Below are 21,212 nucleotides of genomic sequence, written 5' to 3' on the forward strand. Positions count from 1 at the left end.
TCGCTTAATCACTTCAAATAAAAAACAACAACACGTGAAATAACTCACGTGTTGTTGTTTTTTGGATATTTTTTAATTTTTTTTGCACGATTCCAACATTAAAAACTTCATCGAATAACTAATATGTTCTCGGGTAAGACGTTCCGCCGCATCAGCGTCATGCCTTTCGATAGCATCTGTAATCTTTGCGTGGCCATCTTTAGTATGAAACTGAGCATGATATATCCGATAATCCCTACGCATATAACTTTCTGTCAGGGTTGTTCTAACAAAGGAAATCATTCGTTCCAAAGCTTCGTTACGGGTACAGCGGTAAATGGCAGAGTGAAACGCCGCATCGGCGTCAGCAAACGTATCTGTCATCTTTGCCACGGCGTCGCTACCGTACTTTGCAGTCAACTGTACTAGCTTGGCAGAGTGGATACGCAGTTCCGCAATATCTTCCGGTGTAGCCCGCTCGCTGGCTAGTCTCGCTACACCAGGCTCCAGAAGTAACCGAAGCTCCATCAGATCTTTTACTTTGCGTTCCTCAGGGATAGTATCAAAGCTCATCGGATCTTCCATTTCCCCAGGGACACGAAGGACAAACGTGCCGACCCCACGACGTATCTCAAGAATGTTGTTGGACTGAAGCAGTTTAATGGCCTCGCGAATGGTACTTCGGCTTACATTTAATTGTGCCATAAGAGCAGGTTCGTTAGGGAACTTAGTATTTGGCGGATATTCACCACTGGTTATCATGCGTTTTAACTTTTCCGCCACCTGCGCAGACATTAGATTGGCCATGTTCTTCGCTCCTCGTTTATTATTAATATAATGAAACGTATGAATAGTTTAATATTATAAAAAATTTGGGAAAAAGTCAATTATTTGCTATGTAGCAACGGTCAATTGAATTTGTAAATTTAATGGCATGAATTTTTGCTGGAAAATATATAAAATTTTACTAAGATGTAGTGGTGATATTTCTACCTGCTCACTGAGTTTCATCGGGTTTTATCTGGAACATCACTGCACATAAGCCGATGTTCACTGGAAAGAAGCCCGATTCATCACATTATCTTCTAAAATAATGTAGGTGGAAGTGGTTCCCGTTGAAGGGGACTGTTTCAGCGCCCTGAGCCTGCTCTGGTCATTGCCAGCACTGCCCCAACCAATGCAGAAGGGAATGGTGAGCTTCTCAGCCGGAAACGCAGTCAGAGAGCAGGTGGGATACTGCTGGGTCAATTTTTTCAGCATTAAGGTGTTGGTGGTCAGCTCAAAGCGATGCTGAAGTCGGTAGGTCAAAAAGGGCATCCCTTGCTGCTGATTAAACTGCCGTAGACGATCCCAAAGCGTCTGCCGCTCTGACTCGCTGAGGTCTTGGGGAGAATCAATAAACACCACGCAGGCTGTCGTCTCTCGTATGGCGGTTGCATCTAACTGTCGCAAAAAATCCTGAGATGTGATACAGTATTAAGATGCGTTCGAAAGAAATTGGGTCGTAAATGCGACAATTGCGTATATACACAGCCTCGTTTCTAGCCTGTTGGGGAGACTAGCTCCATTACGGAGTATTATGCCCGCCGCCATATCACCAATGCCCTGGACGCCCTAGAGCTGATGAACATGGACGTGCAGTTCCTGGGTTATGGTGTGTTTATTGCCGTTATCATCGGCCTGATAATGGGCTTCCCCTCCTGGCAGATCCGCCTGGTAGAAGCCATCATCGTGGTTGCCTCCGGCGTGCTTACCGAGCATGAGGCTACGGCAACTATCAGCTGGTGGAGTGGGCTGCACCTCTGGGCTATCTGTTGGCCACCCCGCTGTCTTGGGAGGTCCCTGTATGAAGCGGAAGATATCCTGGCGTCTGCCCCTCCTGATGGTCCTGGCCCTTCTCTTCCTTTGCCGACCGGAAGTTCTGGCAGGCACACCCCGCCATCACCCTGGATACCCTGGACGAAAGCCGGAGCTACCAGGTACTGGAGGCCTTCTATTCCAAGGCATTCCTCCAGACGGAGGAGAATGTGTTCCGCTTATAGCAGTGCAGCGAACTCAGTGCTCAACTCAGGACACCTTTGATGAGTATGTGGAGCAGGTCCGGGGAAGTAGTTTTGTATGATACCGGCGTGGCGGCGGAGACGGCGAAGAACTGCTGACCCTGGTGCCAAACGGTCGCTTTGTGGTGGTGGCCTACTGTTCTGCCCAGCGGCACTTGAGTCCCTGCGTCCGGGCGGCGTGGAGTTCCCCCACACAACTCTGGTCATTTAGGTGAATTTTGGTGGGTGCTTTAGGTGGACAACCTTTACATATTTGCAGGGCCGAAGCAAGAGAGACCATCCAACCTTGGCAGAGAGTCGGCCATACGATCTGTAACACCTGAACAGTTTTATATTCTGTTATTGTACATATGTGAGGTTGCCGTTATTTCCCCTACATTGATCGGACAATATCATAACCTATGTAAGCAATGCATGACCGTGAGGCTGTGCGGTTCGTTTTGTTGTCAGTCCTTCATGTAAGCGTCTACGATGCGTGCTTCCACTTCCCGGTTCCGCTCCAATGCCTTGCGGAGTTCTGGCAATTCCAGCAGACCTCTGGCGTTGGCGACGATGAGGGTGCGGTTGAGACTGGCCCCCACCCTGCGGACTTCGTAGATCAGCTTCGGCACATCGACGAAGGGTGCCTCCCGGATGGCAGCGCTGTTGATACACTGCCGGATAAACCGCTCACGGGAGTTCCGTATCCTGGGACCCTTTTCATTGAGGCCGGCAAGCTCCTCATCGGACAACCAGACGTTAATTTGGTTTGTTCTGCTTCGCATGGCTTCTCCTTTCTCCAGAGGCATAGGGGTGGAAGCCCTGTCAAGCGGACGGGTTCGGCTTCTTTCGCAGGGGCTGTGCTGAGAATATTTCTCATAGTTCTGTTTGACCCGTTCCACGCTTTGGCTATGGCATCATAGGTAATGCCATTCTCATAGATAGCTCGCACAAAAGTGACATCACCTGTGATGCCACGCAAAGGTGACGGAAAAACTGCCGTCATGGTTAGTCTCAGTTGGTTGAGTGACGGCAATTCTGTCGTCGCCTTGTGGTAGACGGCAAAATGCCGCCATGACAGCTTTGAGGGAGATTAAGTGACAGCAATTTGCCGTCACACTGTTTTGCCGTTTTCTCTAAATGGTGTTCCTGCCTCTGTTCAGCCGCGTTGTCTCGCTCTCCCCATGGCGGAGGTCATGGCGGAGCACCTCATTCAGACGGTCATTCAGTTGTTAGGGCAAAAAGAAGCCGGTACATCAAAACCAGCTCCAGCGGGATTTTTCGTTCTGCTGAAGCAAGTTTGATGTACCGGCCTTGTATTTCACAAGCGGCAAAAGGATGTGCTTATATGTGTTTGTGTTATTTAATTAGCCAATATATAAATGATTTTTCACCATATAGAACAAGTGTTTGTAAATATCTCACAGCCTACGCTTAGCAAAAGCATTCACAATTTAGAAAACGAACTTGGAGTCAAACTTTTTGATCGAATAGGGAATCGCATTCATTTAAACCAATTAGAAAAGGAGTTCGCTCATTACGCAGAGTAAAGTTTGAACACACTACAGGTGGGACTACATTCCCTGGAGCAAAACAAATATGATTTTCAGGGGAAAATTCGCATTATCTGCCACGTGTTTGCCGACGGAATTTTGGACTGTATTTCGGAGTATATGAAACTAAACCCCTCTGTTCACGTCTATTTGTTTTAATCCAAATCAGGAGATACTCATCTGGCAGAGGGGGCAGACTTTTTACTGTGCTCCCAAGGCGAGTTGCAGAGCATCTGGGGTAAGTCAAGGATCGCAATTTCTCTGTATCAGGAGCAATATTACATTGTTATCTCTCCCAAATATCGGGTCTATCCCCCGGATATGGATTCCATCTCTCCCCTCTCCCTAAAAGAAGATTGGTTTATTGGAGACCTTATTTTCCCCGATCACTTTGGCTATGTGGATATACTGACCCATCTGGGAAACAATTTTGGCTTTATTCCAAAGGTTCGTTTTTGCACAGAGGACTTTTCTTCCAAGCTTACGATGGTGGGGGACGGACATGGCATCGCGGTTCTGCCCACCTCATGTATTCGGGCGGCAAAAAAGGTAAGATCGGGCCTTCAAATATTTCCCATTGAGAATTTTAACGAGACCAAAACCTCCTGTTTAACAAGAAAACCCGATTACCAGCTCTCAGAAGTCGGATTGGATTTTTGGTCATTTGTCCAGGTCTACTATCAGCAAATGAAATACCGAGGACAAGAAATTATTCTTGAATGATGTCTGCTCAATGATTCCAGGCTTATAATTGAAACCGCTTTCTGGTGTAGGGCCCTGTAATGTTCTCTCTTGGTGGAAGCCAAATGAACAGGTTTGTACTGATTTGGTGCGGAAAAAGCCGGTTACATACGCAAACCAAACGGAGTCCAGTAGGACACAGTCTGTCCTGCTGGTACGGCACGTATGTGACCGGCTTCTTTTTGTCCAAAAAGTTTTATGAAAAAGTTCTGTTTTGCACATGGAAAGTTGTAGTAGGAGATGGGGAGGTGTTCTTGCTTTCCTGGACTGCCCATCTCCCTTTGGACTTTCAAAATCTCCCTGTCTTGTGGAATAGCGAGCATCGGATTTCGCCCCCCCCACGGGGCAGAATCCATCCCCAGGGGAGTCCCCCTGAATACCCCCTTCCACAGCGGAAATCAGACAGAATGGAGGAATTATTTTGCGTACTAAAACTGAAAAAGTACGGCTGAAAATCAGATTGGATGAAACGGAAAAAGCCAAGCTGGAACATGGCGCTGCCCTGTGCAGCCTGACCCGATCCGAGTATCCCCGGCAACTCTGCCTGGGTAAGCAGCCCCGCCCCAAACAGCCGCCGGAGTTCTGGGACCTGCTGGACGCCCTGTATGAAGTCCACGGCCAACTGGAGCGGCTGGCAGCCTACCGCCTGGAAGTCGCCGAGGAATGTTCCCGGCTTGAGCGGCTTGTCCTACTCTTGCAGGAGGTGGCGTGATGGCGACCACCAGCCTGTGGCACATCAAAGGACGGCTCAGCGACCTGATCGCCTATGTGGAAAACCCGGCGAAAACCGTCCCCAAGGGCTCCGAGGACTTCTTCAATGTGTTTTCGTATATCCAGAACCCGCAGAAAACCGCGGACGGCTCCTTTGTCACCGCCCTCAACTGCCTGAAGCAGACGGCCCTCCAGCAGATGATCCTGACCAAACAGCAGTACGGCAAGGAGGACAACTACATCGCCTGGCATGGGTACCAGAGCTTCAAACCGGGAGAAGTCGCCCCGGAGCGGTGCCATGAGATCGGTGTAAAGCTGGCTCGTGAGATGTGGGGCGAGCAGTTTCAGCTCATCGTCACCCCCCATCTGGACAAAGGCCACCTGCACAACCATTTCTGCTTCAATTCAGTTTCTTTTCAGGACGGGCAAAAGTACAACTATTCCAAGGCTGAACGACAGCGTTTGCGGGACATCTCCGATAGCCTTTGCCGGGAGTATGGCCTGTCCGTGATCGAGCATGGCCGCAAAGCCCCCAGCCGCCCCGTCTGGCTGGACGAGCAGAGTGGTAAACCCACCCGGTACAACCTCAGCCCTGGACGCCGCTCTCAAGGTCAGCGTGGACGGGAACGACCTGCGGAAAGCCCTACAGGGAGCAGGGCTATGAGCTGGACGCCGACCCTGCCTGCCAATACGCCACCCTGCGGCGGACCGGGGGCAAAAAGGCGGTGCGGCTCTATCGGCTGGGGGAGGTAGCAGAACAGGGGCTTGTGGCAAACCTGGTGGTGAAAGACCACTCCCGGCTGGGCCGCAACCGCCTTGTGGTGGGGCAGCTGCTGGAGGAGGACTTTGTGCGGCTGAATGTGCGGTACATTGCCATCATGGACAACATCGACATCGCCAGGGGCGTGAGTGACATCGTGCCCATGCAGGATTTATTCAACGAGTGGCACGCCAAAAACACAAGCGACAAGGTACGGCGCGTCATGCAGAGCCGGGGCAATGCCGGAATACCCCTGACCACCAACCCGCCCTTTGGGTACAGGAAAGATCCGGAGGACAGGAACAGGTGGCTGGTGGATGAACCGGCAGCGGAGGTGGTGCGGAGTATCTTTCGCATGAGCGTGTCTGGCCTGGGGCCGACCCAGATTGCTAAAAAACTGCGCTCCGAGGGCGTGATGACCCCTAGTGAGTACCAGCACAGCATCGGCGTGAAATGCCCGGTAAAGCCCCCGGCGTTCCCACACAACTGGTGTTCCGCCACCGTAACAGACATCCTGGACAGGCAGGAGTACACCGGCGACACGGTGAACTTCCGCTCGTTCAGCCGGTCCTTCAAGCAGAAGAAACGGCTGAACCGACCCCAGGAGGAGTGGAAGGTGTTCCCGGACACCCACTCTGCCATCATCGACTGGGAGACCTTCGCCTTGGTCCAGGACCTTCGCCAGCACCGCCGCAGGCCCACAAAAACCGGCATTGTCAGTATGTTTTCCGGGCTGCTCTATTGTGCCGACTGCAGCAGTAAGCTGGGGTATAGCGCCACTAATAACTACAAGCATGAACAGGCATTTTTCTTTTGCTCCGCTTATCGTGGCAATTCCGATCTATGTTCCGCCCATTTTATTCGAGAGAAAGTGGTTGAAGAATTGGTACTTGAGGGCCTGCAACAGCTGTTGTGGTACGTTCAGGTCTATGAAAAGCAGTTCGCCCAGGAGCAGATGGAGCAGTTTGGTCTGCAAGAGCGGAGGGAACTGGATGCCAGACAGCGGGAATTGGAGAAGGCCAAACAGCCCGTGATAGAAATAGACGGGCTGATTCAGAAAAGTTACAAGGACATGAGTAAGGGGCTTCTCAGTGAAGAACGATTCTCCACGCTGACGGTATCGCTGGAAAGCGAGCAGAAGCGGTTGAAAGAGGCCATCCCGGAGATGGAGGCAAGTGTGGAAACCGCCACGGACAAGGCCAATGACCTTCAACATTTTATTGAGCGGGCCAGACAGGTGACGCGGCTGACGGAGTTGACGCCGGAGATCGTCCACGAGTTCATTGAGAAGATCATGGTGTCCCAGGCTGACAAGGTGGATGGCAAACGCCATCTGCAGGTAGATATTTACTACAAGACCATTGGCCTGTGGTGCGCCCCCTCCCCAGAAGAAATGGAAGAACTGTTCCAGAAATATCTTGCGGCACAAAAGAAAAAGACGGCGTAGCGACCGCCACAACGTCCAAAATTAAGGATCAATTTCTTTACAGATTAGACGAAGGCCGACACTTCCTTACGGAGTGTCAGCCCTGTGGCAGGTTGCTGCTCGGAACCAAAATAGAGACAGAGGGGTACCCTCTTCACTAGGAAATACTCTCCCCTCTGATAAAAAATCGGAGCAAGCGCACAAACGCTTACTCCGACCATGTCTTGTCCAAACACTATAGATGCCGTCACTCCCTAGTTCGTACCCAGACCACATCACAGCCCAGCAAAGTGGTTATGATGCGGAAGAAGGAACAGCAGAATGAGCGCACTCTAATTTCAATAAAAATCGGAGCAAGCGATATAACGCTTGCTCCGACGCTGGAGGTGCCACCCAGATTTGAACTGGGGGTGGAGCTTTTGCAGAGCTCTGCCTTACCACTTGGCTATGGCACCAAAAATATGGAGCGAGTGACGGGGCTCGAACCCGCTACCTCCACCTTGGCAAGGTGGCGCTCTACCAGATGAGCTACACTCGCATATTGTGCCCTGACGGGATCATTCTTATCCCGTCAGGGACTTGGTGCCTCCGGTCGGAATCGAACCAACGACACGAGGATTTTCAGTCCTCTGCTCTACCAACTGAGCTACAGAGGCAAATGGCGACTCGGAAGGGACTTGAACCCTCGACCTCCGGCGTGACAGGCCGGCGTTCTAACCAACTGAACTACCGAGCCAGGTAGTCATGGGATGGGGCCAATGTGGTGGGAACAACAGGGCTCGAACCTGTGACCCCATGCTTGTAAGGCATGTGCTCTACCAGCTGAGCTATGCTCCCCCGGTTTGCTGTCGCTGTCTCACGACGGCTTGCTTATTATACTAAAGTCTTTCCATCTTGTCAACCACTATTTTCACTTTTTTTGCGCAAATTTTGGTTTCCTCTTTTTTGCTGCCCCGGACCAGCAGACAGCAGGCCCACCGGTCCGGAGGCATCCCTATTTCTACATCTTCCGTTCTGCGGGGGCCGGGGACTTCTCCCCCTCCCGGGCGAGCTCCGTACGGAAGAAGTGGAGCAGCATCCCTCCGCTGCACAGGAAGGTGATGAAGTCCGCCACCATCTGGGTCATCTCCAGCCCGGTGAGATCAAACAGCCTGGGCAGCAGGAAGATCAGAGGGATAAAGAACAGCCCCTGCCGGCATACGGCCAGGAAGGAGGCCCTCCAGGAGCACCCCAGCGACTGGAAGAGCATGTTGGCAAAGACCAGCACCGCCCCCAGGGGAAGGCTGACACACTGGAACCGGAAAGCCCGGGCCCCGATGGCGATCACCTCCGTGTCCTCCCGGAAGAAGTGGATCACCTGGGGTGCGAAAAGAAACCCAATGACGGCCGCCGCAGTCAGCACCAAGGTGCAGGACTTCATGGAGAACTTCACGCTCTCCCGCACCCGGTCCAGCCGCCCCGCACCGTAGTTGAAGCCTACTACAGGCTGAAACCCCTGGCCGAAGCCGATGACGACGGACATGATGAAGGTAAACACCTTGGTCACGATCCCCATGGCGGCCACCGCCGGGTCGCCGTAGAGCCCCGCATTGAGGTTCAGAGACACGGAGGCCACACTGGACATGCCCTGCCGCAGGAAGGACGGCAGACCGCTTTTCAGGATGTCTCCATACACCTTGGCCTCTCGAGCGATGAGCCGGGGGCTGACCCGGATGTCGCTCTGCCCTCGCACAAAGAAGGAGGCCAGGATAGCCAGGCTGACGCACTGGCTGAACAGGGTGGCGATGGCCGCCCCGGAGATGCCCATGTCAAAGGTGAAGATCAGGATGGGGTCCAACACGATGTTCAGCAGTCCGCCGAATCCCAGGCCGATCACCGACCGGTTGGCCTTTCCCTGCCACCGCAGCAAATTGTTGAGGATATAGGCCAGGATCATCACCGGGGCACCGAAGATGATATACCTGGCGTAGTCTAGGGCGTAGGGATAGATGGTGGGGGTAGCCCCCAGCAGCCAGACCAGCTCATCGATCCAGACGAAGCAGACGGACATGAGCAGCAGCCCCAGCACCAGTCCCAGAATGACGGCGCTGGATGCGTACTGGTCCGCCCGCTCTTTCCATCCCTTCCCCAGCAGCCGGGAGGTGATGCTCCCCGACCCCATCCCCACGGTGAAGCCCACCGCCTGGATGATCGCCATGAGGGAAAAGACGATGCTCACCGCTCCGGAGGCGCTGGTGGCTCCATCCCCCGCGCCGATGTGGGAGACAAAATAGGTGTCCGCCATGTTGTAGATGGAGGTCACCAGCATGCTGATGATGGTGGGCACCGCCAGCCTGCCGATCAGTCCCGGGATGGGGGCCTCCAGCATCTGTTTCCGCTGTTCTTCCGGACTTTCCCGCTTCACTTTTTTCTCCTTTCCGCCTTTCCCGGCTTCTCTCCCTGCCTTCCTCTCTCCGCCGCCCGCCAGCGGTAAAAAAGCGCCCCATCCCTCCGGTCTCTTCCGGGGGGATGGGGCGTCGTTCCTCTTAAAACGGCAGTCCGAGCCCGCCGGTCAGTTTCTGCATGGTGGAAGCCGCATCGTTTTCCGCAGCCCGCAGCGCCTCGTTGACGGCGGCCACGATCATGTCCTGGAGCATCTCCACGTCATCCGGGTCCACCGCCTCAGGATCGATCTCCAGCGCCTTCAGCTCCCGCTTGCCGGTCACAGTGGCAGTCACCACCCCGCCGCCGGCGGCGGCCTCGTACTCCTTCTCCTGGAGCTCCTGCTGCATGCGCATCATATCCTGCTGCATCTTCTGGGCCTGCTTGAGCATGTTGGCGTTCATTCCCATGCCGCCCATGCCGCCGCGGCCTCCAAAGCCCTTTGCCATATCCATCCACTCCTTATTCCGATATAACCATATCACTTGATGATGATATTGTCAAACTGTTCCCCAAACTCCAGCAGGGCGTCCAGGGCGTCCCGCTGTCCAGCTTCCGAGGCCTGCCCCGTGCCCAGGTCCTCCGGAGAGGGCTTCCCGATTTGGAAGGCTACTCTGGCCTGCCCGCCGAACCGCTGACCGGCGGCCTGTGCCAGCACCTCCGTGATGTTGGGCTTGTTGAGCATCGCCTTGGTGAATGCACTGTCCACCCACAGGGTCAGCACCCCGTTTTTCCAGGTCCCCACCGTCTTTTCCGGGTTCACCAGATAGGGCCCCGCGGAGGGCAGCTGTCGCTTGGCCTCCGCCGCGAAAGCGGGCCAGAAGGAGCTCTCGCCTCCGGCGACGGCCGGCTGGGCAGGCGGGACCGCCGCAGGCCGTCTCTCCGGCTCTTCCAGGGTCCGCTCCTCCTCCGGTTCCTCCGGCAGGGGCGGACGCTCCTCCGTCCAGGGAGGAGCCTCCACGGGCGCCGGCTGAGGCCGGGCGGGCTGCTGCGCCGCCCCGCCGTCCCCCGCCGAACCGGCCGTCTGCCGAGCCGAGACGCCGGAGGCCAGCTGCTCCTCCAGCCGGGCGATCCGGGCGGACAGTCCGGCCGCCGAGTCGTCCAGCGTCTCGTCGCACAGGCGGATGAGGCACAGCTCCGCGTCCGTCCGCCGGCTGCTGCTGCGGGGCAGCAGCGCGGCAGTGTCCTGAAGGCGGTTGAGCATCTGGAGCAGGCGGGGCGCGGTAAGCAGCTCTCCCAGGCCGCGCATGGTGGTCTCGTCATATCCACCGGTCAGCAGGGCACTGCCGCCTCTGGGGGCCGTCTTTCTCATCAGCAGATCCCGGGCCAGGGAGGACAGCTCCCCCAGCACCGCCCCCACGTCCTTTCCCCCGGCGTACAGCCGGGACAGGGTCTCCAGGGCGGCGGCAGTGTCGTGCCGGGCGGCCAGCTCCATCAGCCGGGCGGTCTCCAGATTTCCCGCCAGCCCCAGGGTATCCAGCACCGCCTGCTCGTCCACCTGCTGTCCGCCGCCGGAGCACTGGTCCAGCAGGGAAAGGGCGTCCCTCAGGCCGCCATCAGCCAGCCGGGCCAGAAGGGCCGCCCCCTCCGGGGTCAGGTCGATGCCCTCCTGCCCCGCCACATACTCCAGGCGCTGGGCAATCTGTCCGGGCAGGATGCGTTTGAACGCGAACTGCTGACACCGGGAGCGGATGGTAGCCGGCACCTTGTGCAGCTCCGTGGTGGCCAGGATAAACATCAGGTGGGACGGCGGCTCCTCCAGGATCTTCAGCAGCGCATTGAAGGCTGGGGTGGAGAGCATATGGACCTCGTCCACGATATAGACCCGCTTACGGACCGCCGCCGGGGTATAGACCGCCTCATCCCGCAGGGCCCGGACCTGGTCCACGCCGTTGTTGGAGGCGGCATCCAGCTCCAGCACATCCAGGATAGAGCCGTTTTCAATGCCCAGGCAGGCCGGGCACTGATTGCAGGGGTTGCCGTTCACCGGGCTCTGGCAGTTCACCGCCCGGGACAGGATCTTGGCGCAGGTGGTCTTGCCCGTCCCCCGGGTCCCAGTGAACAGATAGGCGTGGGACAGCCGCCCCCCCGCCACCTGCTGCTTCAAAGTGTCGGTGATATGGCTCTGGCCCACCACATCGTCAAAAGTGCGGGGCCTCCATTTGCGGTACAGGGCCTGATACACGATATCACCTCAAATCCTTTTCTCTGCCCATCCGGGCAAAAAATACTCGATGCAGAGCAAGGCCGCACACCGGCCTTTGAAGCGTACACTATACCCGTTACCTGGACAGCCGGCTCAAGAACAGTAACCCCGCGGCACACGCGGCGGGCCGCTTAGTGCTGCTCGGTTCCCCGCCTGACACGGTTCACGGAGCCGCGTTGCGCGGGACCGGTCTATCATCGCTGCTTATCCAGGTCAGACAGCACAATGCACGTCCGGGGGCCGGGATTCATCCCTGCTGAAGCGGGTTGCAGGAACAGGGCACCGCTATCTCCCCGACTAGTGCGGCCTTGCCCCACACCGAGGTCTGGAACAAAGCTGGGATATATTATACTGCATCCGGCAGAATTTATCAACAGGATTTTTCACGGCCTTTTCCCATCGGAGGGAGCGCCCCAGCTCTCGCGCAAAAAGGCGCCCCCGGGCCGTCGGTCCGGGGGCGCCCGCCCTCATTGGATGTGCACATGGTCGTTGATATGCTTCATGCAGTAGCAGTAGTAGCCGTTGCATTTGGAACAGTAGCGGAACTCCATGTTGGGGTCGTCCGCGTCGGTGATGCCGCACACGGCGCATTTGTGGAGATAGCCCTTCCGGTTCTGGACTTCCTTCTGAGCCTTTTTGAAGTTGATGGTCTGAGGATCGACCCGGTGAGCAGCCCGGCTGCTCCCCCGGCGGAGGATGGCCATCAGATCGTCCCAGAAGAAGATGAAGTAGTTCAGGATGGCCACAATGGGGACCATTCCCTGGACCCAGTTGCCGTTCATAAAGTAATGACCAATATCAAAGGCAAAGAGGGCCGCATCCACCCAGGCCAGCCACTTCACTTTCAGGGGCAGGATCCCGTAGAGCAGCACCCGCATATCCGGGTACAGGGTGGCGAAGGCAAAAAACATGGACATGTTCACGTAGTACATGCTGGCAGTCTCCAGGAAGGCACCAGAGATCCAGTAAGTCACCATCCCGGTGAAAATGTTCAGCAGGACGCCCACCCCGTAAAACACGGTGAACCGGGTAGACCCCCACTGGTTTTCCAGAGCGTTTCCGATGTAGTAGTAGAACAGGGTGGTCAAGGCAAACCACAGGATGAAACCGCCGCTGGTGGGGACGAAGATAAAGGTGAGCAGCCGCCACACCTGCCCCTCCATGATCAGGGCCGGGTAGAACCGCAGCATAGCGGAGAAGTAGCCGTTGCTGAACATATCCATCAGATAGACCGCTACATTGGCGATGACGATGTACTTCATCAGACCTGGGATGCCGAGCCGGGGATGCTTGTAGCAGAAGCGGTCCAGCCAGCGGGAAATCGCGCCCATACAGGAGCCTCCTAACATTTGTGTCAAATCGTTTTTCATTGTACCCCGGTTTTCGGGAATTGTCCATGACAAATCTGTAAATTATTTGTCTTTGTCTCCCATGGGCCGGAAAGTTTTCTCATTCAGCATTGAATTTGTCTCCGAAACATTGTAAAGTAAAGAAAGAAATTTTTTAGTTTCGCCCACGAAAGGATGGTCTTTATGGAGAATTTCAGCCAGAGCGCCCCTGTCAACATGGCCCCGACCGGCATCGCCACCTTTGCCAAATGTCCCATCTGCCCTGACATCCGCCAGATCCAGGCTGACATCGCTGTCATCGGCGCCCCCTGCGATATGGCTATCCAGGGCCGCCCCGGCGCCCGGCTGGGCCCCCGGGGCATACGTACCCAGTCCACCCGCTTTCGCTTCAGTCCCCAGGGTTCCTATGATCCAGAACGGGACGACTACTACCTGAGCACCGAGAAGTGGTCGGTGATGGACTGCGGCGACATCGACTATGTCCCCGGCGATCTGGAGCAGACCTTCGGCAACATCGAGGCCGCGGTGCGCCTGCTCCGCAGCCGGGGCTGCCTGCCTGTGGTGCTGGGGGGCGACCACTCCATCTCCATCCCGGTCGCCCGGGGGCTGGACCAGTCCGGCCCCTTCCATGTGATCCAGCTGGACGCCCACCTGGACTGGACCGATCAGCTGGGCGGGAACCGGCTCTTCAACGGCCATCCCATGCGCTACATGTCCCAGCTACCCTATGTGGACCGGATGGCTCACCTGGGCATCCACGGCATCGGCAGCAGCAAGCGCTCCGACTTCCAGGACGCCCGGGCCTATGGGGCAACGATCCTCTCCGCCCGCCAGATCCGGGCCATGGGAGCCCAGAAGGTTCTGGAACAGCTGCCCCAGGGCGGGCGCTACTATGTCACCATCGACATCGACGCTTTCGACTACTCCATCGCCGGCGGCACCGGCTCCCCTATGCTGGGCGGCCTGCTCTATGACGAGGCGGTAGACCTGCTGGAGGGCATCGCCCAGCTGGGCGAGGTCATCTGCGTGGATCTGGTGGAGGTCTCGCCCCCGTATGACGACGCGGCGGGCACCACCTGCTATCTGGCCGCCCGGATCCTGGCCGACTTCCTGGGCTTCATCACCAAGGAGCGGGAACGCAGGGGAGAACGCTGATCCCCATCCCCATCAAATCAAAGGAGCAAATGATATGAGCATCGTGAAAGACCTGTCTCTGTCCCCTTCCGGCCTGCAGAAGATCCAGTGGGTCCGGGACTTCATGCCCGCCCTGGGCGGCATCGAAGAGCGCTTCCGCCGGGAGAAGCCCTTTGAGGGCCTGACCATCGCCGTCTCTGTTCACCTGGAGGCCAAGACCGCCAACCTGGGGCTGGTGCTCCGGGAGGGGGGCGCCCAGGTGTATCTCACCGGCTGCAACCCCCTGTCCACCCAGGACGATGTGGCCGCTGCCATGGCCAGCCTGGGGGTGGAGACCTTCGGTGTCCACGGGGTGGACATGCGGGGCTATGAGGACCTGCTGACCGAGACCCTGAAGTGCCGCCCCCACCTGATCGTGGATGACGGCGGCGACCTGATCTCCCTGCTGGGGGGGCGGTGCGCTCCCTACGGGGACCGGCTGCTGGGAGGCTGTGAGGAGACCACCACCGGCATCCACCGCCTGTACGCCCGGGAGCGGGCGGGCATCCTCCCCTGCCCCATGATGGCGGTAAACGACGCCAAGGCCAAGCACTACTACGACAACAAATACGGCACCGGCCAGTCCACCTGGGACGCCATCATGCACACCACCAACCTGATGGTAGCGGGCAAGACGGTGGTGGTGGCCGGCTACGGCTGGTGCGGCAAGGGCATCGCCATGCGGGCCAAGGGCATGGGGGCCAACGTGATCGTCACCGAGGTGGACCCCTTCAAGGCCCTGGAGGCCACCATGGAGAACTTCCGGGTGATGCCCATGGACGAGGCCGCCAGATACGGCGATATCTTCGTCACCGCCACCGGCTGCAAGGACGTGATCGTGGAGCGCCACTTCCAGGTGATGAAGCACAATGTCCTGCTGTGCAACTCCGGGCACTTTGACTGTGAGGTAGACGTGGCCCGCCTGGGCCAGCTGGCGGAGGAGCGCTTCCCCCGCCGGGCAGGCATCGAGGGCTTCCGCCTGCCCGACGGCCGCGTTCTCAACGTGCTGGCGGAGGGGCGGCTGGTCAACCTGGCCGCCGGAAACGGCCACCCGGCGGAGATCATGGATATGTCCTTCGCCGTCCAGGCCCTTTCCCTGGAGTGGATGGCCAGGCACGCCGGAAAGCTGGAGAAGAAGGTCTACAACGTCCCCGAAGAGATCGACGACCAGATCGGCCGGGTGAAGCTGGCCGCCATGGGGCTTTCCATCGATACGCTGACCCAGGAGCAGAAGGATTATCTGGCAGGCTGGGAGGCCTGAACCGGGGCCGGCTGCATCAGCGGGCAGGCTCTCCTGTGGGAGAGCTGCCAGCAGACACATCTTATCGACTGTAAAAAGGAGAGCTGTATGAACGACTTTCAGTACTATACCCCCACTAAGGTGGTATTCGGCAGGGGCACCGCGGAGCAGGCGGGCCAGCTGGTGAAGGAGCAGGGCGGGACCAGGGCGCTGGTCCATTTCGGCGGCCGCAGCGCCAGGGAGAGCGGCCTTCTGGACCGGGTGCTGGCCAGTCTGGACCGGGCCGGCGTGGCCCACGTGGAGCTGGGCGGCGTGGTCCCTAACCCCCGGCTGTCCAAGGTACGGGAGGGGATGGAGCTGTGCCGCCGGGAGGGTGTGGACTTCCTGCTGGCCGTGGGGGGCGGAAGCGTCATTGACTCCGCCAAGGCCATCGCCCTGGGGCTGGCCTACGAGGGGGACGTGTGGGACCTGTTCTCCGGCCAGCCTGCCCGGAACTGCCTCCCGGTGGGGACCGTGCTCACCATCGCCGCCGCCGGCAGTGAGATGAGCAACTCCTGCGTCATCACCAACGAGGACGGCTGGAAAAAGCGGGGGTTGAACACCGACCTGTGCCGCCCCCGCTTTGCCGTGATGGACCCGGAGCTCACCTTCACCCTCCCCGCCTATCAGACTGCCTCCGGCTGCGTGGACATCATCTACCACACCATGGAGCGCTACTTCTCCGGCCCTGAGACGGTGGAGCCCACCGACTCTATGGCGGAGGGGCTGATGCGCTCCATGCTGGAGCTCTCCCGCCGGGTGGTCCGGGACCCCCGGGACTATGATGCCCGTGCCGGCATCATGTGGGCGGGGAGCCTGTCCCATAACAGCCTCACCGGCTGCGGCCGGGGCGGCTGCGGCCGCATCGGGGACTGGGCCAGCCACCAGCTGGAGCACGAGCTGAGCGGCATGTTCGACGTCACCCACGGGGCCGGTCTGGCCGCCGTCTGGGGGGCCTGGTCCCGGTATGTCATGGACGCGGCCCCGGAGCGGTTCGCCCGCTTCGCCCGGGCGGTGATGGGGGTGGATACTCCCGGCTCCGACGAGGAGACCGCGCTGGCCGGCATCCGGGCCTTTGAGCACTTCCTCCGCTCCATCGGCATGCCCACCACCGTGGGGCAGCTGGGCATCACGCTGGACGAGCAGGCCATCGAAAAGCTGGCCTGGATGTGTACCTTTGAGGGCAGGCGCACCATTGGCTCCTTTAAGGTGCTGGGCCTGGAGGAGATCAAGGATATCTACCGGGCGGCCCGATAAGCTGTTCATGAAAAACGCCGTGGCGTATCGTTTCCGATACGCCACGGTGTTTTTATTGAGTGGATGAAATCAGACTCCCCCGGCGGCTTCCAGCGGTCCGCAGGTCATGTTTCAGGTCTCTCCGCTGTTCTCGTCCTCCCCCTCCTCCTTTGACGGATATCCGATCTTCAGCGTCATGCCGTCGTGCCAGATCCCCGCGCTGCGGGTGATGGGCAGCTTCTGCCCCTCGCTGAAGCCGATGGTCTCCCCGTCCCGGAGGGTGACATCCTGCTCCAGCACATAGGAGGCGATGTCCAGCACAAACCCCCGCAGGTCCCCGGGCTCCGCCCGGGTGTCCAGCACCTCCAGCTCGTCCTTACCGAAGGCGCGCAGCCCCTCGGTGTAGGCGCACAGGCCTCCCTCCCGGCGGTACAGCCCCGGCCACACCAAATTCAGCAGGGGAAGGCTCCCGTCCTCCATCATCTGGGCCGCCTCCAGATAGAACTCCGGCTGGTACACGGTGCCGTTGGCATAGATGCCCAGCACGCCGTCCTGTCCACAGGCAGCGCACACCAGCTTCACCTGGAGGCGGGCGGCCTGCCCCACATCTCCGTCCCGTGCCATGGTGGACACCAGGATCTGCCCCCGGTGCCGGCGTGTGGTCTCCTCCGCCTCGCTCCACAGGTAGTTGCGGCCCGCATTCTGCTCCGCCTCCCCTTTGGGCACGGGGAAGGGGTAGAGGCTCACCACCGTCAGAAAGCCCTCCGCCTCAAAGACCAGGGTGCTTCCCCCCTCCCCGCTGTCCTTCTCCTCCGTCATGCAGGGGATGCCCCAGTCGTCCCGCAGGGTCCGCTTAAATTCCTCCGCGTCCCACTCCGGCTGCTCCAGCAGCACGAAGGCCAGGAAGGTCCCCCCCTCAGGCTGCGCCAGAGCGGGCTGGTCCTCCTCGCACAGGGCAAAGTCGGGGGCGAACCGGACCATCTGCTGCTCCTCCCCCCGTTGGTAGAACAGGCAGAGCCGGCGGTCCATCTGGATGGTGAACCGCTCCAGGGCCAGTCCCCCAGTCCCCAGCCCTGCCCGGGCTGAGAGGAAGGTCAGACCCCGGCGGTCCAGCTCCGGCAGGCGCCGGACCAGCTCCCGCACCCACTCGGCCGGCACCTTGGACAGGGCGGCCTCGTTCCCGAAGAACTGCCCCTCCACCGTGCTCCCCTGATAGGGCATGGTGAACGTGCAGTAAGGGGCGTCCGCCTCCCACTCTACAGGCGCAAGGGCCGCCTTGATCTCCTCCAGCGCCTCCCGGCGGCAGAGGATGCAGGAGATCGCCCGCTTCTTGTCTCCGGCGCTCTCGTCCAGCCCCGCCTGGAGCTTTCTGTCAGATTCCGGGTCGATCCAGTGGAACTCCATCTCCTCCAGCGTGCGCCCCTTCTGGATCTCCCGGCGCAGGGTGGTGAATTCATAGTCTCCCGGCTCCAGGGCAAGCCCCCGGTCCGCCGCCGCCAGGGCCCCCTCCCGGTCCCCAAAGTGGCTGAGCAGCCTGCCGTACATGAGCCAGCCCCACACATACTCCGGGTCCAGTCCGACTCCCTTCTCCGCGTACTTCAGGGCCTCCTCCAGCCGTCCGCAGTAGGTCAGGGCGCAGGCGTACCGATAGTACCAGACCCCGCTCCGGGCCTGCTCTGCCGCCTGCTCCGAATCCGGCATCCACTGGGCCGCCCGGTAATAATACTCGTACTCATCCACATTGTTGCAGATGTAGGAGTACCACAGGGCCGTGTCCAGATCCGCCCGCACCCGCTCCCAGGTGAAGCGCCCCCGGCGGACACCGTCCTGAAGCCGCTCCTCCAGGAAGTTCAGCATTTTGTAGAAGTAGCCGGATACCCCTTCGCACATGGACTCCAGCTCCCGCACATCCTCAGCTGTTAGCACCGGGCCAGCCGGTGCTCTCTCTTCCGCTCCGTTCTCCAGCTCTCCGCCGCTCCGTTTGGCCAGCTCCTCCTCACACTCCCGGATCACCGCCGGGGCGTTTTTGTCCTCGGGGTCCAGCTCCATCCACCGCTGGGCGTAAGGGATGGCCTTCTCCTCCTGCCCCTCCAGGTATTGATAGGCATAGGCCATGCGCATATTCCACTCCGCCTTGTCCCGGCCCTCCTCCCGGACGGCCTCCAGCACCTGGATGGCCCGCAGGAGGGCCTTGTCCCCCTTGCGGCCGGGGGTGCCCTCTTCGCGGTCCCCGATGATGGCGTAGTTTTCCAGCGCCCTGGACAGGGCGTAGGCAAAGCGGTAGTCCCGCCAGTCCTCCGGGATGGCGTTCAGGGCCTGGATGCAGCGGGTGTACTCGTCCTCGTCGTTCCACTGTTCCAGCTGCCGGTAAAAGGCGTCGGCGTTCTCCAGGGTGTAGGGAATGTAGTCCATCCCGGTCAGCGTCTCCTCCAGCTCGTCCTCCTCCAGTCTTTTGAGGGACACCGTCCCGGCCTCCCGGCGGAAGGTGTGGAAGTCGGCCCAGGGGAGATCCGTGTCCGCGAAAAAGTCCTGGACCTTGTTCAGGACGGCGGGCAGGTCCCAGGCGATGAAGTCCACATAGCCGCAGAAGATGCCGGTGGCCCCGCCAGTGAGGGTGAGCACGTCCGGGCCGCAGGCACTGCTCAGATAGTCCTCCAGCTCGTCCCGGAAAGCAAAGATCTTGTCGCTGCCCTCCTCTTCCCGCAGGGTGTCCAGTGGATAGCAGAAGAAGCCCGCCACTACGCCGTCGGCGTGGAGGTCATCCATGGAGTCGTTTTCAGCGCTCAGATAGCCGTTGATGAGGGGCGCGCAGTTGGTGGAGCCGGCGATCACATCCAGCCGCCAGTCCGCCTCCGGGTCCTCGTTGGGCTCCATCTCATAGCCGATGTAGTTCTCCAGATAGTCCTCCGGGTCGGCAGCCAGATCCAGGCCCATGCCCTTCAGCTTGTCCGGCAGGCCCGACAGGAGAATAGACGGCTCCCCTTTGGGCTCCTCCAGCACGTCGAAGGCGTCGATGTACCGCATATGGGAAATCTCGCCCAAGACCTGGTCGGTGAGGGTGGTAAGCATCCACCAGGCCCGGCCCTCCTCCTCCCGGAGCAGGGGGAGCAGCTTTTCGCAATAGGCGGACAGGGCGAAGCTGTTTTTTCCCCGCTCCTCCAGCCAGACCTGCACATCCTCCCCGGAGACCTCCCAGCCGTCGTCGGTACGCAGTCCGATGCCGGGGTTGGGCTGGCGGCCCGCCAGGATATTCCAGTGCTCCAGCACCTTTTTCGGTGCGTGCTTCTGGAAGTAGACCAGTTCAAACAGCTTGACCTTGTCCCCCTCCGGGGTGAGGATCAGCTCGTGCTTCTGGCCGTTGAAGCCCATTTCGAAGGATATGTCATCAAAGGCCAGGTGCAGAACATCCTCCATCTGGGCCACCAGTTCATCCCCCCGCTGATGGTCCTTGTCCTCATCCATCCTTTGACGCAGCTGTGCCTCCTGCTGAGCAAATTTCTCCCATGCCGCCTCCGTCCGCTCCCGGAAGCACTCCGAGAACCGGGGCAGAGCGACTCCCTTTTGACACCATTCAATGAACTCCTGGGTATCCCCGTCACCAGGGCGGGCTTCCAGCGCCGCCTGGAAATAGGGCAGCGCCCGGCCCTCCTGGTCCAGGTAGTAGTAGGAATAACCCATGCGGAAGTTCCAGCAATGGTCCCCCGCGAAATACGCCTCATGGGGCTTCAGCAGGGCAATGGCCTTGCGGAACAGCTCCCGGTCCCCCGGCGCGGCCTGGTTGTTGTAGGCCCGGGCCAGTTCGCTGTCTATCTCCGGGGTGCGCTCCTGGGCGGGGACGGCCTCCAAGGCCTCAATGATCTTCTGATACTCGTCGTTTTCGTTCCAGATCTTACACTGGTCCAGCAAAGTCATATGGGTGCTCTCCTTTATTTCTTCCTATTTTGCTATTTCGTTTGTCTATCTGTCTTCCTGCTCCGCAGGGTGCGGGAAGCAGATATCTCCTCCCCCAGCGCCCCACAGAGCTTACGCAGGCGTTCCATTGATCGTCTCCGCCCTGTGACATTCCGGGCCGTACCCCAGGCCGTGAAACAAAGGTCCCCTGCGCGGTGCCGGGATCCAGCCGGCACCGCGCAGGGGATCAAAAAAGTCCGCAAAAAGCCGGCGCACTCAGGTGCGCTGTGCCGCTCCTCCCCGCAAAGGGGCCGTACTGCTCCATACGCCTCGCTCCTCTCTGTTCTCTCTGATCCGCCCAGGCGTGTCCGAAGCGTGGGCCTGGGATATCCCTCTATTCTAACAGAGGCCGCAGCAAAAGAACATCCCCCTCTGAATTTCCCTGCCC

Annotated in this window: 15 protein-coding genes, 5 tRNA genes, 1 other RNA gene and 1 pseudogene; 8 read left to right on the forward strand and 14 right to left on the reverse strand. The window is 59.0% G+C overall.

Annotation, left to right across the window (positions count from 1 at the left end):
* Nucleotides 1–72 precede the first annotated feature (72 nt).
* The 3 genes from L9O85_RS11570 to L9O85_RS11580 all read right to left on the reverse strand — a co-directional run bounded on the left by L9O85_RS11570 (nucleotide 73) and on the right by L9O85_RS11580 (nucleotide 2,803).
* On the reverse strand, nucleotides 73–786 hold the full coding sequence (locus L9O85_RS11570) for a FadR/GntR family transcriptional regulator (RefSeq protein WP_301578674.1): 714 nt from the start codon (nucleotides 784–786) through the stop codon (nucleotides 73–75).
* A gap of 243 nt (nucleotides 787–1,029) precedes the next feature.
* Nucleotides 1,030–1,431 (reverse strand): hypothetical protein, encoded by a 402-nt coding sequence (locus L9O85_RS11575; RefSeq protein ID WP_301578676.1) that lies wholly within the window; start codon nucleotides 1,429–1,431, stop codon nucleotides 1,030–1,032.
* A gap of 1,054 nt (nucleotides 1,432–2,485) precedes the next feature.
* Nucleotides 2,486–2,803 (reverse strand): hypothetical protein, encoded by a 318-nt coding sequence (locus L9O85_RS11580; protein WP_301578677.1) that lies wholly within the window; start codon nucleotides 2,801–2,803, stop codon nucleotides 2,486–2,488.
* 597 nt (nucleotides 2,804–3,400) lie between these two features.
* Between L9O85_RS11580 and L9O85_RS11585 the strand changes: the two genes are divergently transcribed.
* From L9O85_RS11585 to L9O85_RS11605, 5 genes are all read left to right on the forward strand, one after another.
* Nucleotides 3,401–3,568: a LysR family transcriptional regulator gene (locus L9O85_RS11585; RefSeq protein WP_301578679.1), complete on the forward strand. Its 168-nt coding sequence runs from the start codon at nucleotides 3,401–3,403 to the stop codon at nucleotides 3,566–3,568.
* A gap of 225 nt (nucleotides 3,569–3,793) precedes the next feature.
* Entirely contained in the window at nucleotides 3,794–4,294 is a 501-nt protein-coding gene (locus tag L9O85_RS11590) for a LysR family transcriptional regulator substrate-binding protein (protein ID WP_157954723.1), read from the forward strand.
* Nucleotides 4,295–4,733: 439 nt separating this feature from the next.
* Nucleotides 4,734–5,024: a plasmid mobilization protein gene (locus tag L9O85_RS11595; protein WP_108980686.1), complete on the forward strand. Its 291-nt coding sequence runs from the start codon at nucleotides 4,734–4,736 to the stop codon at nucleotides 5,022–5,024.
* A complete protein-coding gene (locus tag L9O85_RS11600) occupies nucleotides 5,024–5,776 on the forward strand; it encodes a relaxase/mobilization nuclease domain-containing protein (RefSeq protein WP_108980685.1) in 753 nt (250 codons plus the stop codon). The genes L9O85_RS11595 and L9O85_RS11600 overlap by 1 nt, the downstream gene beginning before the upstream one ends.
* A 14-nt stretch (nucleotides 5,777–5,790) precedes the next feature.
* Entirely contained in the window at nucleotides 5,791–7,230 is a 1,440-nt protein-coding gene (locus L9O85_RS11605) for a recombinase family protein (protein ID WP_301578680.1), read from the forward strand.
* A gap of 360 nt (nucleotides 7,231–7,590) precedes the next feature.
* On the opposite strand, the gene L9O85_RS11610 is transcribed toward L9O85_RS11605, so the two are convergent.
* From L9O85_RS11610 to L9O85_RS11655, 10 genes are all read right to left on the reverse strand, one after another.
* Nucleotides 7,591–7,664: transfer RNA gene (locus tag L9O85_RS11610), tRNA-Cys, on the reverse strand.
* A gap of 7 nt (nucleotides 7,665–7,671) precedes the next feature.
* Nucleotides 7,672–7,747 (reverse strand) — tRNA-Gly (locus L9O85_RS11615).
* 42 nt (nucleotides 7,748–7,789) lie between these two features.
* Nucleotides 7,790–7,865: transfer RNA gene (locus L9O85_RS11620), tRNA-Phe, on the reverse strand.
* A gap of 3 nt (nucleotides 7,866–7,868) precedes the next feature.
* Nucleotides 7,869–7,945: transfer RNA gene (locus tag L9O85_RS11625), tRNA-Asp, on the reverse strand.
* Between the two features lie 25 nt (nucleotides 7,946–7,970).
* Nucleotides 7,971–8,046: transfer RNA gene (locus tag L9O85_RS11630), tRNA-Val, on the reverse strand.
* Between the two features lie 163 nt (nucleotides 8,047–8,209).
* Nucleotides 8,210–9,613 (reverse strand): MATE family efflux transporter, encoded by a 1,404-nt coding sequence (locus tag L9O85_RS11635; protein WP_301578681.1) that lies wholly within the window; start codon nucleotides 9,611–9,613, stop codon nucleotides 8,210–8,212.
* 121 nt (nucleotides 9,614–9,734) lie between these two features.
* Nucleotides 9,735–10,079 carry a YbaB/EbfC family nucleoid-associated protein gene (locus L9O85_RS11640; protein ID WP_050623644.1) on the reverse strand — a complete coding sequence of 115 codons (345 nt, stop codon included), beginning with the start codon at nucleotides 10,077–10,079 and terminating at the stop codon, nucleotides 9,735–9,737.
* Between the two features lie 32 nt (nucleotides 10,080–10,111).
* Nucleotides 10,112–11,815, reverse strand: coding sequence for a DNA polymerase III subunit gamma/tau (gene dnaX, locus L9O85_RS11645; protein ID WP_301578683.1), 1,704 nt, complete (start codon nucleotides 11,813–11,815; stop codon nucleotides 10,112–10,114).
* 62 nt (nucleotides 11,816–11,877) lie between these two features.
* Nucleotides 11,878–12,142, reverse strand: an RNA gene (ffs, locus tag L9O85_RS11650) — signal recognition particle sRNA large type.
* A gap of 161 nt (nucleotides 12,143–12,303) precedes the next feature.
* Nucleotides 12,304–13,167, reverse strand: a complete 864-nt coding sequence (locus L9O85_RS11655) for a rhomboid family intramembrane serine protease (RefSeq protein ID WP_242850290.1) — start codon at nucleotides 13,165–13,167, stop codon at nucleotides 12,304–12,306.
* A 201-nt stretch (nucleotides 13,168–13,368) separates the two neighbouring features.
* Here L9O85_RS11655 and L9O85_RS11660 point away from each other — a divergent pair, with 201 nt between their 5' ends.
* The 3 genes from L9O85_RS11660 to L9O85_RS11670 all read left to right on the forward strand — a co-directional run bounded on the left by L9O85_RS11660 (nucleotide 13,369) and on the right by L9O85_RS11670 (nucleotide 16,894).
* Nucleotides 13,369–14,340 carry an agmatinase gene (locus tag L9O85_RS11660; protein ID WP_050623642.1) on the forward strand — a complete coding sequence of 324 codons (972 nt, stop codon included), beginning with the start codon at nucleotides 13,369–13,371 and terminating at the stop codon, nucleotides 14,338–14,340.
* Nucleotides 14,341–14,374: 34 nt separating this feature from the next.
* Nucleotides 14,375–15,619, forward strand: coding sequence for an adenosylhomocysteinase (locus L9O85_RS11665; protein ID WP_050623641.1), 1,245 nt, complete (start codon nucleotides 14,375–14,377; stop codon nucleotides 15,617–15,619).
* Between the two features lie 87 nt (nucleotides 15,620–15,706).
* Entirely contained in the window at nucleotides 15,707–16,894 is a 1,188-nt protein-coding gene (locus tag L9O85_RS11670; RefSeq protein WP_301578685.1) for an iron-containing alcohol dehydrogenase, read from the forward strand.
* 111 nt (nucleotides 16,895–17,005) lie between these two features.
* Here the strand turns inward: L9O85_RS11670 and L9O85_RS15215 are convergent.
* Nucleotides 17,006–20,785: pseudogene (locus L9O85_RS15215) on the reverse strand (DUF4261 domain-containing protein); the annotation flags it as partial.
* Nucleotides 20,786–21,212 lie beyond the last annotated feature (427 nt).

It is taken from the genome of Lawsonibacter asaccharolyticus (assembly GCF_022453915.1).
Taxonomy (GTDB): domain Bacteria; phylum Bacillota; class Clostridia; order Oscillospirales; family Oscillospiraceae; genus Lawsonibacter; species Lawsonibacter asaccharolyticus.

Excerpts from the sequence above, each read along its gene's own strand:
- L9O85_RS11640 (WP_050623644.1), bottom strand. The coding sequence starts at position 10,079 with ATGGCAAAGGGCTTTGGAGGCCGCGGCGGCATGGGCGGCATGGGAATG.
- L9O85_RS11670 (WP_301578685.1), top strand. The coding sequence starts at position 15,707 with ATGAACGACTTTCAGTACTATACCCCCACTAAGGTGGTATTCGGCAGG.
- L9O85_RS11580 (WP_301578677.1), bottom strand. The coding sequence starts at position 2,803 with ATGCGAAGCAGAACAAACCAAATTAACGTCTGGTTGTCCGATGAGGAG.
- L9O85_RS11665 (WP_050623641.1), top strand. The coding sequence starts at position 14,375 with ATGAGCATCGTGAAAGACCTGTCTCTGTCCCCTTCCGGCCTGCAGAAG.
- L9O85_RS11660 (WP_050623642.1), top strand. The coding sequence starts at position 13,369 with ATGGAGAATTTCAGCCAGAGCGCCCCTGTCAACATGGCCCCGACCGGC.
- L9O85_RS11585 (WP_301578679.1), top strand. The coding sequence starts at position 3,401 with ATGATTTTTCACCATATAGAACAAGTGTTTGTAAATATCTCACAGCCT.
- L9O85_RS11655 (WP_242850290.1), bottom strand. The coding sequence starts at position 13,167 with ATGGGCGCGATTTCCCGCTGGCTGGACCGCTTCTGCTACAAGCATCCC.
- L9O85_RS11570 (WP_301578674.1), bottom strand. The coding sequence starts at position 786 with ATGGCCAATCTAATGTCTGCGCAGGTGGCGGAAAAGTTAAAACGCATG.
- L9O85_RS11600 (WP_108980685.1), top strand. The coding sequence starts at position 5,024 with ATGGCGACCACCAGCCTGTGGCACATCAAAGGACGGCTCAGCGACCTG.